At 43.2% G+C, this 15375-nt stretch carries 13 protein-coding genes; 6 read left to right on the forward strand and 7 right to left on the reverse strand.

The genetic code is table 11. From position 1 onward, the window contains the following. Positions 1–4: 4 nt before the first annotated feature. The 3 genes from LDO73_RS05625 (at position 5) to LDO73_RS05635 (ending at position 2738) form a co-directional block, all read left to right on the forward strand. Positions 5–838, forward strand: a complete 834-nt coding sequence (locus LDO73_RS05625) for a nitrilase-related carbon-nitrogen hydrolase (protein WP_224060561.1) — start codon at positions 5–7, stop codon at positions 836–838. Next, positions 835–1581, forward strand: coding sequence for an IclR family transcriptional regulator (locus tag LDO73_RS05630; protein ID WP_224060562.1), 747 nt, complete (start codon positions 835–837; stop codon positions 1579–1581). Before LDO73_RS05625 ends, LDO73_RS05630 begins: the two co-directional genes overlap by 4 nt. A 221-nt stretch (positions 1582–1802) precedes the next feature. Then, positions 1803–2738 (forward strand): DUF1177 domain-containing protein, encoded by a 936-nt coding sequence (locus LDO73_RS05635; RefSeq protein ID WP_224060563.1) that lies wholly within the window; start codon positions 1803–1805, stop codon positions 2736–2738. A 118-nt stretch (positions 2739–2856) separates the two neighbouring features. On the opposite strand, the gene cspD is transcribed toward LDO73_RS05635, so the two are convergent. After that, on the reverse strand, positions 2857–3090 hold the full coding sequence (gene cspD, locus LDO73_RS05640; protein WP_224060564.1) for a cold shock domain-containing protein CspD: 234 nt from the start codon (positions 3088–3090) through the stop codon (positions 2857–2859). A 409-nt stretch (positions 3091–3499) separates the two neighbouring features. On the opposite strand from cspD, the gene clpS reads away from it, so the two are divergent. Both clpS and clpA read left to right on the forward strand, forming a co-directional pair. Continuing rightward, the gene (gene clpS / locus LDO73_RS05645; protein ID WP_224060565.1) at positions 3500–3820 is read left to right on the forward strand and encodes an ATP-dependent Clp protease adapter ClpS; all 321 of its coding nucleotides are present in this window, start codon (positions 3500–3502) and stop codon (positions 3818–3820) included. A gap of 31 nt (positions 3821–3851) precedes the next feature. Continuing rightward, entirely contained in the window at positions 3852–6137 is a 2286-nt protein-coding gene (gene clpA / locus LDO73_RS05650; protein ID WP_224060566.1) for an ATP-dependent Clp protease ATP-binding subunit ClpA, read from the forward strand. Positions 6138–6204: 67 nt separating this feature from the next. Here the strand turns inward: clpA and infA are convergent, their stop codons facing one another. From infA to trxB, 6 genes are all read right to left on the reverse strand, one after another. Continuing rightward, positions 6205–6423 (reverse strand): translation initiation factor IF-1, encoded by a 219-nt coding sequence (gene infA / locus LDO73_RS05655; protein WP_004244560.1) that lies wholly within the window; start codon positions 6421–6423, stop codon positions 6205–6207. Positions 6424–6562: 139 nt separating this feature from the next. Then, the gene (gene aat, locus LDO73_RS05660) at positions 6563–7285 is read right to left on the reverse strand and encodes a leucyl/phenylalanyl-tRNA--protein transferase (RefSeq protein WP_224060567.1); all 723 of its coding nucleotides are present in this window, start codon (positions 7283–7285) and stop codon (positions 6563–6565) included. 8 nt (positions 7286–7293) lie between these two features. Then, a complete protein-coding gene (cydC, locus tag LDO73_RS05665) occupies positions 7294–9036 on the reverse strand; it encodes a heme ABC transporter ATP-binding protein/permease CydC (RefSeq protein WP_224060568.1) in 1743 nt (580 codons plus the stop codon). Positions 9037–9038: 2 nt separating this feature from the next. Further along, positions 9039–10805: a heme ABC transporter permease/ATP-binding protein CydD gene (gene cydD, locus LDO73_RS05670; protein ID WP_224060569.1), complete on the reverse strand. Its 1767-nt coding sequence runs from the start codon at positions 10803–10805 to the stop codon at positions 9039–9041. Between the two features lie 321 nt (positions 10806–11126). After that, positions 11127–12800: a DUF7057 domain-containing protein gene (locus LDO73_RS05675; protein ID WP_224060570.1), complete on the reverse strand. Its 1674-nt coding sequence runs from the start codon at positions 12798–12800 to the stop codon at positions 11127–11129. A 220-nt stretch (positions 12801–13020) separates the two neighbouring features. Continuing rightward, positions 13021–13983: a thioredoxin-disulfide reductase gene (gene trxB, locus LDO73_RS05680; RefSeq protein ID WP_224060571.1), complete on the reverse strand. Its 963-nt coding sequence runs from the start codon at positions 13981–13983 to the stop codon at positions 13021–13023. A gap of 553 nt (positions 13984–14536) precedes the next feature. Between trxB and lrp the strand changes: the two genes are divergently transcribed. Next, on the forward strand, positions 14537–15031 hold the full coding sequence (gene lrp / locus LDO73_RS05685; protein ID WP_004918089.1) for a leucine-responsive transcriptional regulator Lrp: 495 nt from the start codon (positions 14537–14539) through the stop codon (positions 15029–15031). Positions 15032–15375: the final 344 nt, after the last annotated feature.

Raw genomic sequence — 15375 nt, forward strand, 5'->3', positions numbered from 1 at the left:
ATAGATGACCGATAACCAAGTGAAAGTAGCTCTGGCTCAGTTTGATTCTGAACTAGGTAATAAAATAGGTAACTTGCAGCGTATGGCGCAACTGTGCGAGCAGGCGGCATCTCAAGGCGCTAAGTTAATCTGTTTCCCAGAGCTGTCAACAACGGGTTATCGGGGTGATCTACTCTCCACTCAGTTATGGGATCTTAGTGATTTTGATGGCAGTGAAACATACTGCCTATTTAGCCAATTAGCTTCCCGCCTAAGTATCACGATTGTGGCGGGATTTGCTGAGCGCGGTGAGCGTCTTGGTGAAGTGTATAATTCAGTGGGCGTTTGGAATCCGGGCTGTGAAAATATCAGCGGCGTATTTCGTAAAGTACATGCGTTTGGTATTGAAAAGCAGTGGTTCAAAAGCGGGGATACTTTCCCTGTGTTTGATACGCCAATCGGTAAAATCGGTGTGATGATTTGCTACGACATGGGCTTTCCTGAAGTGGCGCGGATCCTCACTCTGCAAGGTGCTGAATTGTTAATAGCGCCTTCTGCGTGGTGTATTCAAGACCGAGATATGTGGGATATCAATACTGCATGTCGTGCTTTAGAGAATGGCACGCATCTTCTCGCGGTGAATCGCTGGGGGCACGAAGAAGATTTACACCTATTTGGTGGCAGTAAAATTATGGGCCCGCGTGGGCAAGTTTTGTGTGAGGCATCTTGCGAACAAGAACAGTTGTTAGTTGGTGAGATTGATTTTCGTCTTCAGGCGCATACGCGTTTAAATGTGCCTTATTTAAGAGATAGAAAGCCTCTGGATTATGGCTTGCTAGTGCAGGAAACTCAGGTATGAGTATTTTAACAAGTGTTGTCGACGTGTATCGCCTATTTTTACGCTCAGGTAATGAGTTAACGGTAACCACGTTGGTCAATGAATTATCGATGCCGAAAAGCTCTGCCTCACGTTTGTTAAAGCAGATGGCAGAACTTGGGTTGCTCGAAAAGAAAAATAACGCACCGATTTATCGTCCAGGTTTGTTGATTATGGAGATTGCCCACCGAGCTCGTGGCATGAACCATTTAATAGATATGGCGTTAGAAGCGTTAGACAGTCTGACGAAAGATACTGGGTTTACCAGTTATGTCTCTGCGTTAGATGAAGACAAAGTCCGTGTTGTTCATGCTCGAATTGGTAACAGTATGCTGCAAGTGATTACGCAGCCTGGAACGCGTTTACCTATTGGCGGTACATCGACGGGGCGCGCATTATTAGCACGATTGCCGATAAATGAGCGCATAAACTTAATTAATTTAGAGCCTGAAGAGTCTCGAGCCCGTTTAAATGAGCGCATTAGTGTGATCAATGAACGAGGTTGGGAGTTTTCAGTTAATGAGTCAGTTGCCGGTGTCGCCTCTGTATCCAGTACAGTATATGACCCTTCACAAAATACGTTATATGCGTTGTGTTTGAGTCTCCCAGAGTCGCAAATGACCGATGAGATTATCGTGCAGTTGTCCCAAGATCTTTACCGTAAGGCTTCTTACCTAGGATGTATGGTTGGGGATCCTTACTGGTTAGAGCGTAGCACCAAGTAGTCAAAAAACCTTGTGATATAAAGCAGTATCAGCAGTAAAAGTTCAGTAATGAGTAGTTGCAGTAAATAATAATTAAATACCATTCAAAGTGCGTGAATACGCCTTCATCAGGAAATATACCCTTTGTCTTTAGTTAAGGGGTATTCAGAGTAAGCGGGTGCTCCTTTGGTGCCCGTTTACTCTAAAACTCGAAAAAAATAATTAGAATTAAAGGAAGTACAATGACTCTAAAGCAAACTTTGTGCGTTTATGAGCTACTCGATTGTGCGAATGTTAGTGGGCATGATGTTGTTCAGTTGTTCCAAGATTTCCCCGCAGTTCAAGTCATTTCAACGACTGTAGTCGATCAAAAAGGCCAAAGCGATTTCGTCAGAATCACCATTCCGGGTTTACAAGGTAAATCTCAAGGTAAGAATACACCAACGCTAGGTATTATCGGGCGTTTAGGTGGATTGGGTGCAAGGCCTTCGCGCATTGGGGTTGTTTCTGATGCGGATGGTGCAATTGCTGCCATCGCAACGGGATTAAAATTGGCTCAAATGCAGCAAAGAGGGGACGCATTACAAGGGGATGTGATCATTACAACGCATATCTGTCCAAATGCACCAACTCGCCCGCATACGCCAGTCGATTTTATGGACTCACCCCTTGAAGATGCCACGATGAATCTTCATGAAGGGATCCCAGAGGCCGATGCAATTTTATCGGTAGATACCACCAAAGGAAATCGCTTAATTAACCATAAAGGTTATGCGCTATCACCGACGGTTAAATCGGGATATATCCTACCTGTTTCTGAGGATTTATTGCGTTTAATGGAGTGGAGTAGCGGACAAAATGCGGTGACTTTCCCGCTATCTATCCAAGATATCACGCCATATGGCAATGGGCTTCATCATCTCAACAGTATTATGCAACCAGCTGTTTCAACGACGGTTCCGGTTGTTGGTGTTGCAATTTGCACTGAAACTGTTGTGCCGGGTTGTTCAACGGGAGCCAGTCATGAAGTGGACATTGCCTCGACGGTGAAATTCATGATTGAAGTAGCAAAAGCTTTCGGCGAAGGTCAGTGCTCATTCTATGATGAAGAGCAATATCAGCTATTAACTGAATTATATGGTGATATGCATCATTTGCAGGCAACGGATGAGCAATAATATTTGTTGCAGACTGTCTTAATTTAGAACGTTGTTAATTAAAATATCGTTAATTTGAAATAGCCACAGTTAATTATTTACCCCTTAAAAATAATTAACTGTGCTCTATTACCCTAACTTATTCTGCGTTCCCTTCACCACTTTCGATAATTGGGATAATGGCGGTAGCATGCGCGCCTTTGGGCCCATCAATCATAAGTGTGTAGCTGACCTTTTGACCCGCTTTGAGTGTCCGGTAACCATCCATTTGGATTGTGGAATAATGTGCAAATACATCATCTCCGCCATTTTCTGGGCAAATAAAACCAAAACCTTTGGCATTATTGAACCACTTAACCGTACCTGTATTCATATTTCTGTCCTTCAAGTTTGCTACTGACTGTTTATATACATGCATAAAATACACATGCAAACTAGGTATAAATACGAATTTAATCGCTCGCATTTCATACTGTATTGAATAGGGATATTTGGTCAAGAGTCGGATTTTGGCTTTTTGAATAAACTGAAAATAATCCGATGAGCGTTTTTCGTGAATTTTTAAATTTTTTGACATACGTCACAAAATTTAGATGCTATAAGTTAGTTATCTGCCCGTGGTACACTGGGATAAATTGAGAATTCAGCACCAAAATGAAGATTAAATATTTTTAATGGCTTAGCTTTATTGAATTGCTATTTAGTGAATAGATATCATTGATAATAAAGGCTATGCTTAATTTGAATTTCCACACTGGGTAATACGACTGAGCACGAAAGTAATGAGTGATTTTCTGAGTACATTTAAAACTGACACAATTTTTAAAGATGAAGTTGAAAAGACTCTGCAACCGCCATCGATGTATAAAGTACTGCTAAATAATGATGATTATACTCCGATGGATTTTGTTGTTGAGGTGTTACAAAAATACTTTTCTTTTGATGAAGAACGCGCTACACAGATAATGTTAGATGTACATTTTCAAGGTAAAGGTATTTGCGGTGTTTATACTGCTGAAGTCGCAGAAACTAAAGCCGCTCAAGTCAATGCTTTTGCAAGGGAACATGAATATCCTTTATTGTGTACTATAGAGAAAGTCTGAAGAGTCTTAATATCAATTTTGGGAGGTGCTTATGCTCAATCAAGAATTGGAGCTTAGTCTAAATGTTGCTTTTACCAGAGCGAAAGACAATCGCCATGAATTTATGACTGTGGAGCACCTATTGCTGGCATTATTGAGCAATATCTCTGCGCGTGAAGCTTTAGAGGCTTGTAAGGTCGACTTGGTTGCCCTGAGACAAGAGCTCGAACATTTTATTGCCCAAACCACGCCGCTGTTGCCTGAGAATGATACGCGAGACACTCAGCCAACTTTGAGTTTCCAGCGCGTACTGCAACGTGCTGTTTTTCATGTTCAATCATCAGGCCGCAGCGAAGTGACTGGCGCGAATGTGCTAGTGGCGATTTTTAGCGAACAAGAATCCCAAGCGGCTTATTTATTACGTAAGCATGATGTTAGCCGCCTAGATGTGGTTAATTACATTTCCCACGGTACCATTAAAGGTGAAGATTCTTCTTCATCGGAGGATGATGCCGCAAACAATACACCACCAAGTGAAGAGCAACCGGTCTCTGAAGACCATATGGACAACTTCACCACCAATCTGAACCAACAGGCTAAGAAAGGCAATATCGACCCGCTGGTGGGACGTCAGGCTGAATTAGAGCGTACTATTCAAGTGTTGTGCCGTCGCCGTAAGAATAACCCATTATTGGTTGGGGAATCTGGCGTAGGTAAAACGGCGATCGCTGAGGGCTTAGCGTGGCGTATTGAGCAAAATGATGTGCCTGAGGTGATGAAAGATTGCACAATCTACTCACTGGATATCGGTTCATTGTTAGCAGGCACTAAATATCGCGGTGATTTTGAGAAACGTTTTAAAGCGCTGCTGAAAATGTTGGAAAAAGATCCGAAAAGCATTCTGTTTATCGATGAAATTCACACGATCATTGGTGCCGGTGCGGCATCGGGTGGACAAGTGGATGCCGCAAACTTAATCAAGCCATTATTATCAAGTGGGCGTATCCGCGTGATTGGCTCTACTACCTATCAAGAATTTAGTAATATTTTTGAGAAAGATAGAGCGCTAGCTCGTCGTTTCCAAAAAATTGATATTGTGGAACCAACCCCTGAAGAAACCGTGCGTATCATTAATGGATTGAAACCGAAATATGAGTCTCACCATGATGTGCGCTACACCGCGAAAGCCATTCAGGCGGCAGTAGATTTATCAGTGAAATACATTACTGATCGCCATCTACCGGATAAAGCTATTGATGTTATCGATGAAGCGGGAGCAAGAACGCGTTTAGTGGCACCAAGCAAACGTAAAAAAACCATCGGTGTGCCTGAAATCGAAACAGTGGTGGCGCGTATTGCGCGTATTCCAGAAAAAACCGTTTCCTCTAGCGATAAAGATCGTTTGAGAACCTTAGACGCTCGACTGAAGATGTTAGTCTTTGGACAAGATAAAGCGATTGAGGCGCTGTCTGAAGCGATTAAAATGAATCGTGCGGGATTAGGGTTAGATCATAAGCCCGTAGGCTCATTCTTGTTTGCAGGACCAACAGGCGTGGGTAAAACGGAAGTCACCGTACAATTGGCGAAAGCGTTGGATGTGAAGCTGCTACGCTTTGATATGTCTGAATATATGGAACGCCATACGGTTAGCCGACTGATTGGTGCACCTCCGGGGTATGTTGGCTTTGACCAAGGTGGTTTGCTGACCGATGCTGTGATTAAACATCCACATTCCGTCGTGTTATTGGACGAAATTGAAAAAGCGCACCCGGATGTGTTTAATATCCTTCTGCAAGTGATGGATCACGGTACGCTGACGGATAATAACGGCCGTAAAGCAGACTTCCGTAATGTGATTGTGGTCATGACCACCAACGCAGGGGTACAAGAAATTCAGCGCCGTTCGATTGGTTTTGCAGAGCAAGATAATAGTACGGATGCGATGTCTGAAATTAAAAAGACATTTTCACCAGAATTCCGTAACCGTCTTGATGGCATTATTTGGTTTAATGCGCTGTCGATGGATATCATCACACAAGTGGTTGATAAATTCATTGTTGAACTGCAAGCACAGTTGGATGAGAAGGGCGTCTCGATTGAGGTAAGCCAAGCGGCTCGTCGTTGGTTGTGTGAGAAGGGGTATGACAAAGCAATGGGTGCCCGACCTATGGCGCGTGTCATTCAGGATAACCTGAAGAAACCATTAGCGAATGAACTGTTATTTGGTTCGTTAACGAATGGCGGCTCGGTGAGTATCGGGCTTGATGAAAAGAGTCACACACTGACATACAGTTTCAGTAGCGTACACAAGGCCTCTCCAGAGGATGCTGTAATCTGACAATAACTAGTACCACAGGTGTCTTAGGCACCTGTGGTCTTGTCAGGCCTTGCCTGAAAATCGAAAATCAGCGGCTACGGAAAATGATGCGGCCTTTGCTCAGGTCGTAAGGAGTTAACTCTACAGTTACCTTGTCGCCTGTCAGAATGCGGATGTAGTTTTTACGCATTTTACCAGAGATGTGCGCAGTCACAACGTGACCGTTTTCCAGTTCAACGCGGAACATTGTATTTGGCAGGGTATCCAAAACCGTTCCCTGCATTTCAATATTATCTTCTTTGGCCATCTAATCCTCTAAGTCTAATAACCGTGATTTTTTACGGGCAAGATAATGCCCAAAAACCCACACTAAGTAAAGAAGTGTCGCATTTTAAAGCGATCTTTCTTTAAAATAGTTGGGGATAAAATTACTGTATTGCCACTTTCTATCGTTTAAAAAGTGGTGATTTTTCAAATGATTGAGGTAAAACAATTGACTGTGGTAACCAGCATGCTGGGTCAATCCGCAGGTCACGCCACCGATAAAGAATATGCAGAAAATCCCTGCGGGAGATCTCCGTCGCGCCAAGTGAAGCGGTGTGGTGGTTAAGTACCTGACAATCAAAAAGTTGCCCATTATAGCGCAAAAAATGAAAATAGAATGTAATAAAAGCACATTTGGACGCATCATTCATTCTACTGAACATCGACTCCCCACAAAATAGGTGTCCCATGCTCACACCATACAAACCGCCCACCAGCTGATCATCATGCCATGCCTCAATAGAGTGGGCGAGTCCTTCTTGATGAAGCGCTAGGTAACCAGCCTGTACGGAAGGAAGGATCCACGTTCCTTCTGCACGAACTGCACAAGCCGCAATCACTTCTTTGAATGCGTGGTTTATGGTGATGCGATAAGGGGATTTTTTTAATGTTTTGATCATGGAACGGCTGATATGCAGGTCGCCCACTTTCAAGACTGCTCGCGGATCAGGAGACCACCACAATGGGACTTCACCAGGGTTAAACCACGGGAAAATACCATCATAGTAAGCTGCTTGTAAGCGGCGAGATGATAAATCACCGCCGATCGCCAGTAATCCATTAGGTTCCCGCATCGCTTCAGACACGGGGGGAAACAGGTATGAATCATCGTCTAATTGGTACATGGTGCACCTCAGCCAGTTTGCTGAACCAAATGACGTTGACGGAACTGATAATAACGACCTTGCTCAGCTAACAATTGCGGGTGTGAGCCTTGTTCGATAATTTCGCCATTATCCATCACACAAATGGTGTCCATTTGCTCTAAACCTTGCATACGATGGGTGATCACCAGCAGCGTTTTATCAGCACATTTTTGCTTGAGCAAGCTAAGAATTTGCTGCTCAGTATGGGCATCTAACCCTTCTGTTGGCTCATCCATTAAGACGAGTGGCGTATTGTGCAGAAGGGCGCGAGCAATACCTAAGCGGCGTTGTTCCCCCCCTGATAATTGACGACCGCCTTCACCCATCCATGCGTTTAATTTTAGCTGATTATCCAACAAATTATCTAAGCCCACTTGGGTGAGTACATCACAAAGTTGCTCGTCTGAGGCTTGCTCGTTGGCTAATAATAAGTTATTGCGCAGGGTATCACTGAAGACATGAACACGCTGAGGAACCACGGACATCACGCCACGTAGTGCTTCTTCGCTGTAAGATTGAATTGGCTGACCATTAATCGATATTACGCCACTGTCCACATCCCAAGCGCGGGTGAGCAATTGCAGCAGCGTTGATTTACCGCAGCCCGTTTTTCCTAATAACGCAATGTGCTGGCCTTGTTTAACCGACAAGGAGACATTTTTCAATACGGCGAAAGGCTGTTCTGGATAAGTGAACGTAATGTTATCGATAGTCAGGCTTTCAAGTGAATCGAGCGTATTGCCTTGGCTAACAAAATTCACTTCCGGTTTTGCATGCATTAACTGAGAAACGCGGGTAGCTGATGCAATCACTTGCCCCATATGTTGGAATGCGACGGCAACTGGTCCTAAGGCTTCAAACGAGGCCAATGCACAGAAAACAAATAAGGCAATCAGCGCACCGGGTTGAGTATTTCCACCAACATGTTCGGCTGCCATCCATAAAAGCAAGGTTGCGGTTAGTCCTGATGCACACAGAATAATGGCTTGAGATAAACCTGTCAGTGCAGCTTGTTGCTGCTGGCGACCTTGCCATGAATTTTCGATGCTTGATAAGTGTTGACGAAAACGAGCAGTCGCGCCAAACAAGGCTAATTCGGCTTGGCCTTGTAATGCGGAAGTTAATACTGTGCGGTAATTTCCGCGCAGTTCAGTCAGTTCGCGTCCAATCGGCTTACCAGCGCGATAAAATACAAATGGCATCGTAAACAGCAAGAACAGCATAACACCGCCTAATGTCCATGCTAGGCGAGGATCAAGGAAGCTTAAACCAATGATCAGGACAAAGGTGACAAAGAAAGCACTGACAATTGGGGAGAGAACGCGCAAGTAAAGGTGGTCTAGGGTTTCGACATCCGCAACCAGTCGGTTTAATAAATCCCCTTGACGGAAACGGCTGATCCCACCGGGAGAGAGCGGTAATACCTTACTGAAGGCGAAAACGCGCAGATGGGCTAAGACTTTGAATGTTGCATCGTGGCTGACTAAACGCTCAGCATAACGACCTGCGGTACGGAAAATAGCCGCACCACGAACCCCAGCCGCAGGGAGCATATAGTTAAAGAAAAAGATCCCCGGCGCACCGACGATAGCGGCTCCGGCTAAGAACCATCCTGATAACGTGAGAAGGCCAATACTGGAAAGCAGCGTGACAATCGCCAGAATGATCCCTAAGGAAATCAAAAACCAATGACGGCGATAGAGGGCTAAGAAGGGGAGTAATACTTTCATTTTCAAAGCTCCTCTTGGCGGTGAGCGAGTAATTGGGCAAAAGCACCTTCAGACTGGCTCAGTTGTTGGTAGTCACCACGCTGGATAATTTTCCCGTTAGACATGACCCAAATTTGGTCGTAATCCAGGGTTTCTTCAAGTAAATGGGTCACTAATAACGTGGTTTGCTGCTCAGATAATTGGTTCAATGTTTCCATCACACGCTGTTCACTATGTGCATCTAAGCTGGCTGCTGGCTCATCTAATAGTAATAAGCGAGAAGGTTTTAAGAGTACACGAGCAACAGCGACACGCTGCGCTTGCCCAACAGAAAGGCGTGCGGCGAAATCACCTAAGCGAGTATTTAACCCATCCGGTAAGTTTGGCAGAAATTCCGCGACATAGGCTTTTTCGATCGCAGATTGAATTTCTGACTCAGTCGCATTGGGTTTCCCTAGGCAAATATTTTCCTGCAACGTTTGTTCAGGTAAATGCGGGTTTTGCCCAACCCAGCCTACTAAAGCACGCCATTGTTCTGAGCATAATTGATTGAGTTCATTACCATTAATAGTGATGGAACCACGGTAAGGCAGGAAGCCAAGTAATAAGTTTAATAGGGAACTTTTACCCGCACCACTTTGGCCCACTAAGGCGATGCGTTGCTGCGGCTCAATGGTAAAATCGAGAGGGCCCGCGAGGATAGTGCCATCATGGGAGAGAACTTCCAGCTGTTTGGCTTCAATGCGAATAGGTTGCTCATCAATCACCTTGTCGCCTTGTGGTAATTGTTCGTCACCTTGGCTTTCGAGTAAGGTCACCAGCGACTCTGCGGCACCTACAGCTTGGGCTTTTGCGTGATAGTAAGTGCCTAGGTCACGCAGAGGTTGGAAAAATTCAGGGGATAAAATCAGTGCAAGGAAACCTGCAAATAGTGTGACAGGCAGGCCATAACTACCGAAACTTAACTCTCCAAGATAAGAGAACCCGAAATAAACGGCGACTACCGCAATGGAGATTGACGCGAAAAACTCCAAGACTCCCGACGATAAAAATGCCATACGCAGGACTTCCATGGTGCGAGAACGGAAGTCTTCGGTGGATTCACGAATTTGGTTGACTTCCGCTTTGCCACGGAAGAATAGGCGTAGGGTGTCTAATCCACGTAAACGGTCGAGGAAACTGCCACTCAAACGGCTTAAGGCAAGGAAGTTACGGCGGTTAGCATCGGCAGCACCGAGTCCTACCAGCGCCATAAAAATCGGAATTAACGGGGCAGTTGCAAATAAAATCAGCGCGGCAGCCCAGTTAAACGGGAAGATAGCAATCAAGATCATGATTGGGATGATGGTGGCTAAATACATTTGCGGAAGATAGCGAGAATAGTAATCTTGCATGTCTTCAATCTGCTCAAGAATAATCGTTGCCCAGCTTCCTGCGGGCTTACCTTTGACCCAGACAGGGCCTAACTCTTGCAGTTTATCTAACACCATGCCGCGGACTTGCTGCCTAACGACTTGTCCACAGCGGTAGCCAGCGCGTTCACGAAGATAATGAACAACACCGCGTAAAATGAAGACACTAATTAATAACGCAAAGTCAGTGAGGAGCTGCTCTCGTGGAATATGGTCCATCATGAGCGCTTGTAGGATCACCGCGAGGAACCAAGCCTGCGCAATAATTAATAAACCGCTGACTATGCCTAAGAGCATAGAAATTCGGAGCCAACGCTTAGCAGGAGCGCTGTGTTGCTTTAACCAACGCACCAATTCAGTCTGTCTTGATTTATCCATAATGATTTAGTTAGCAGGTGTAGTTTTCATGTTATTGAGTGCAGTTAAGATAGTTGACTTTGTCATCAAATCTAACCGAATTTTTGCCTATCATAACAGCTTCCATCAGATATGTTACATAATAAAAGCCAGTTATTTGAATAGAACAATTTTTGTTATCGATATGTTTTATAAAGGTAAATCATATTGGGCGTAATATAATTAAATTTGAGCGAACAGAGGATGTTACCGTTATTACAAAGAAAAAATAAGGTGGCTTAATTTATAATTGTTAAGCCACCTGCATTTTAGGTTGAAATAATTTTTGGGGAATTTCGTGGGTTATTCAGGAACAATTTGCAACCAGGTTTTTGGTTTCAATATAAACTGGTTGTTGAGTAGCTTATCCCATGCCGTTTTCTTGGATGGCATATCGTCGAATACCTCTCTTTGTGTATCGACTAATTTCCATGTGTTATCCATGGATTGCCAAATAGTACATTCATAATCAAGGGACTCGGGGATGGAGTAGCACATCACCACTTCGTTTGTTCCATCGTTGTTTGCATCAGCCATAAATCCAAGACATTCATAATTGCTGTAATAATTGGTGCAATTCCATGCGTCTCGGATCCCATCTTCCATATCAAACCAGCTTTGTGGCAATGGTTGACTGCCTTTGGCGATGATAAGAACGTCTTTAAGTGGTTTAGGGACATCAGAGTAAGCGCCAACTTTGAGCTGTGTTTTCGTATCAGGGTCTTGTTCCAGTTTCGTTAACGCTTCTTTTCCTCGGACTCCTAACTTCTCTAAGTCATAAGATAAATCGTAGTTAATTTTAATTTTTCCTTTCTCAACGGCCGCCATAATGCTGTTCACCGCGATGCGTTGGAAATTACCAATAGGGCTATTAATGATTAAGATAGTGGCAATTAAACCAAGAATAGCGACCTTATTTATCGCACCGAGGGAGAATGCCCAGCGGTGTCGTTTTACAATGATTGTGATGCTGTAAGCTAAAATAATCAGGGCTAAGAATAGCGCAATAGTAAATGCATATAGCCTACTCACACTCCAGCTATATTGGCTGACACGAATGAAAATACCGTACAGAGAAAGTGCAGAAAATGCATTTAGTAGAACGATGCTGATAAGTACAAAGCCATTGATAATAGATTTAAACTGGAATTGGGTTGTGCCATCACCATAAAGGGCATTAATAAAGATAATATTTAAAATCACAAAACAGAGCATGGTACCAGAACCTAACTCTGAAGCTGTGTAATGTACGCCAGTTAATATGGAAACAACTAAGCCGGCTAAGAAAATTACGGCGATTAAACTGAGTAAAGGTAGGAAAAATTGAGAAAAATATTTGGCGATATTATTCAGTTGCATCACCAATTTGGAGCGTAAAAAGAGCAAGCTAGTATTAAAACCAACTAAAAACGCCACCCAAAGGACAATGTAGTGACCAAGAAATTGGCTGAGTGTTGACAGATTGACAATGCCAAATAAAAAGCTGGCTTGTTTGACGATCAGAGCTAATAAGCCCCCAATAGCACAGGCGAAAAGGCCGAATAAGGTATTGCGGAAATAGTGCCCGACTAAGCAGCTGTAATTAGCTTTCCAGGTGCCTGTGGTTTGGCGATTTTGCATCCAAGGCAATATGAAAAAAATCAGGACAGTGAGTGTCGTAATAGAAAGGAAAGCGTCATTGTTATCAGAAATACCAATATCAAGGCTTTGCCAAGTATTGATCCAAAAAACAAGCACAACGGTTAGGATAATATTGAGATAAAACACCGCTTGTTTGGCATTGGTAATAAGAAAACTGATAACGGAAGGAACAAAAATAGCCAACATCATGGGTAAATAAGCCCATGTAGGGCTTAATGGAATTTCTATGGAATAATCAAGCGTGGCGGTAATGACAATTCCTTGAATAACCGATAGCAAGATAATGATGAAATACGCCAGCTTATTAATGGGCTCTTTTTGCGTTTGAGGCTCCATGTCACTTCCTTATTTGAATGAACAAGATAATTAAATTGAGTATAGGCATGGGGTAAAAAGAGGAAAATAAACTTGCTCCTAATTCAAGATGGAATGGCGCTTTATTTTTGAAGCAAGAATAAACAAAAAGCCCCATTTCATTTCGCTGCGAACTTAATGAACGACAACGTAAAAATGGGGCTTCAAGGAATTTAAGATTAGTTATTTTTAGATTAAAAAACTATTTCTTGTCTGCTAACCCGTCTAGGTAACGTTCTGCATCTAATGCAGCCATACAGCCAGTACCGGCTGAAGTAATTGCTTGACGGTAGATGTGATCCATAACATCGCCAGCAGCAAAGATCCCTTCAACGGATGTTTGAGTGGCGTTACCGTTGGTGCCAGATTGCACTTTAATATAGCCATTATTTAAGGCTAACTGACCGTCAAAAATTGCGGTGTTAGGGCTATGACCGATAGCGATAAAGGCACCCATGACAGCAACATCTTCCGTTTTATCGGTTTTGGTGCAACGTAAACGAACGCCTGTAACGCCCATATCATCGCCCAGAACTTCGTCTAATGTGTTGTCGGTATGCAGAACGATGTTCCCATTTTCAACTTTATCCATCAGGCGATTAACCAGAATTTTTTCTGCTCTAAAGCTATCGCGACGGTGAATTAAATGCACTTCAGACGCGATATTAGAAAGATACAGGGCTTCTTCAACGGCAGTATTACCACCACCGACGACCGCAACTTTCTGGTTACGATAGAAGAAACCGTCACAAGTTGCACAAGCAGAAACACCGCGACCTTTAAATGCTTCTTCTGACGGTAGACCGATGTAACGAGCAGATGCGCCTGTCGCAATGATCAATGCGTCACAAGTGTATTCTGTATCATCACCAAACAGGCGGAAAGGATGCTGCTGGAAATCTACTTTTGTAATGTGGTCGTTGATGATTTCAGTTTCGAATTTTTCTGCATGGGCATGCATACGTTCCATGAGTCCCGGGCCTGTTAAACCTTCAGGATCACCCGGCCAGTTTTCAACTTCCGTGGTTGTGGTTAATTGACCGCCTTTTTCCACCCCAGTAATCAGTGCAGGGTGTAAATTTGCGCGAGCTGCGTAAACGGCTGCGGTATAACCTGCTGGGCCTGAACCTAAAATGATTAACTTGCGATGTGTGGTTGTGCTCATGAATTCCTCTTTTTAGTCTCAAAAAAGCATAAGGACGATTGTAGGAGAAATAGGGGGGTAACAAAAGTGATTTAACCATTCATTGATGTGGAGGGTACAAATTTTTCTGATAGGCAATACCAATTAAGAGTTAAAAAATGAGAGGGAAAGTGCTTTAATCACGAAACGGTAATTTTAGGAATTATCTTGAATTACGTCTGCGAAACGTTTTACTGAAAAAAAAACCGAAATCTTGTACTGATTTTTATTCATTTACTTTGACAATCGGCTGCGCATTTGCGAAAACATCTATCTAAGAGTTAATTATCTAGCAGGTCAATGGAAATGGCGCATTTTTGTTCTTACTGGAAAATTAACTTTACGTCACACATTCTTGCAATGTCGCGACGATTGTAAGCCGCGCCAAAGGTAAATATGTTTCGGTTTATGAGAACTTCAGTTATTACGAATAGAATAGGTTCCACACCCGCTAGTCCGCTTAGGAAGACTGACGAATAGATGGTACCGTTTTATAAGATGTAGAAAATAACAATTAAAGAAAGAGAGATAAGAGATGATTGACAATAAAAAGCGTCCTGGCAAAGACCTTGACCGTATTGACAGGAATATACTGAACGAATTACAAAAAGACGGGCGTATCTCTAACGTTGAACTATCTAAGCGTGTTGGTTTATCTCCAACGCCATGTTTAGAGCGTGTTCGTCGTCTTGAAAGACAGGGTTTCATTTCTGGCTATACCGCACTGTTAAATCCACACTATTTAGATGCATCGCTGCTGGTTTTCGTTGAAATCACCTTAAACCGTGGAGCGCCAGATGTGTTCGAACAATTCAACACAGCAGTTCAAAAACTTGAAGAAATTCAAGAATGTCATCTCGTTTCCGGTGACTTTGACTATCTGTTGAAAACGCGTGTGCCAGATATGTCCGCATATCGTAAACTGCTAGGTGAAACTTTATTACGCCTTCCGGGTGTAAACGATACTCGTACCTACGTAGTTATGGAAGAAGTGAAACAAAGCAACCGCTTAGTGATTAAAACTCGCTAATTGTACTTTGTGTTCATTATTCCTGCACAGCAATCTGCATTGTTGTCGCACTGCTGTTTCAACGCTGGGTTTACTCAGCGTTGTTCCGTTTTTAAGCGCTATAATTTTTCTCTTCAATTATCCCGATGGTTCTTTTTCGAACATTCTCTTGTCATTGTCCACGATAGACTCAAAATTAGTCAGAAATTTTCATTTCAATTTATTGATTTTAAAGCTATAAACAATTAAGAATTTTGACCTTAAATAGAGTTTGAAACCCTATTCGTAAGATGAAATACTGAGTCTTATGGTCCCTATGGTGTGATAATTTGTCTTAATCTCCTTAAAGCAGGCGCGTTTAGGGG

This window comes from Providencia alcalifaciens (assembly GCF_915403165.1).
Taxonomy (GTDB): Bacteria; Pseudomonadota; Gammaproteobacteria; order Enterobacterales; family Enterobacteriaceae; genus Providencia; species Providencia alcalifaciens_C.

Excerpts from the sequence above, each read along its gene's own strand:
- LDO73_RS05625 (WP_224060561.1), top strand. The coding sequence starts at position 5 with ATGACCGATAACCAAGTGAAAGTAGCTCTGGCTCAGTTTGATTCTGAA.
- cydD (WP_224060569.1), bottom strand. The coding sequence starts at position 10,805 with ATGGATAAATCAAGACAGACTGAATTGGTGCGTTGGTTAAAGCAACAC.
- LDO73_RS05630 (WP_224060562.1), top strand. The coding sequence starts at position 835 with ATGAGTATTTTAACAAGTGTTGTCGACGTGTATCGCCTATTTTTACGC.
- aat (WP_224060567.1), bottom strand. The coding sequence starts at position 7,285 with ATGTACCAATTAGACGATGATTCATACCTGTTTCCCCCCGTGTCTGAA.
- clpS (WP_224060565.1), top strand. The coding sequence starts at position 3,500 with ATGAGTGATTTTCTGAGTACATTTAAAACTGACACAATTTTTAAAGAT.
- lrp (WP_004918089.1), top strand. The coding sequence starts at position 14,537 with ATGATTGACAATAAAAAGCGTCCTGGCAAAGACCTTGACCGTATTGAC.
- trxB (WP_224060571.1), bottom strand. The coding sequence starts at position 13,983 with ATGAGCACAACCACACATCGCAAGTTAATCATTTTAGGTTCAGGCCCA.
- infA (WP_004244560.1), bottom strand. The coding sequence starts at position 6,423 with ATGGCCAAAGAAGATAATATTGAAATGCAGGGAACGGTTTTGGATACC.
- LDO73_RS05635 (WP_224060563.1), top strand. The coding sequence starts at position 1,803 with ATGACTCTAAAGCAAACTTTGTGCGTTTATGAGCTACTCGATTGTGCG.
- LDO73_RS05675 (WP_224060570.1), bottom strand. The coding sequence starts at position 12,800 with ATGGAGCCTCAAACGCAAAAAGAGCCCATTAATAAGCTGGCGTATTTC.
- clpA (WP_224060566.1), top strand. The coding sequence starts at position 3,852 with ATGCTCAATCAAGAATTGGAGCTTAGTCTAAATGTTGCTTTTACCAGA.
- cspD (WP_224060564.1), bottom strand. The coding sequence starts at position 3,090 with ATGAATACAGGTACGGTTAAGTGGTTCAATAATGCCAAAGGTTTTGGT.
- cydC (WP_224060568.1), bottom strand. The coding sequence starts at position 9,036 with ATGAAAGTATTACTCCCCTTCTTAGCCCTCTATCGCCGTCATTGGTTT.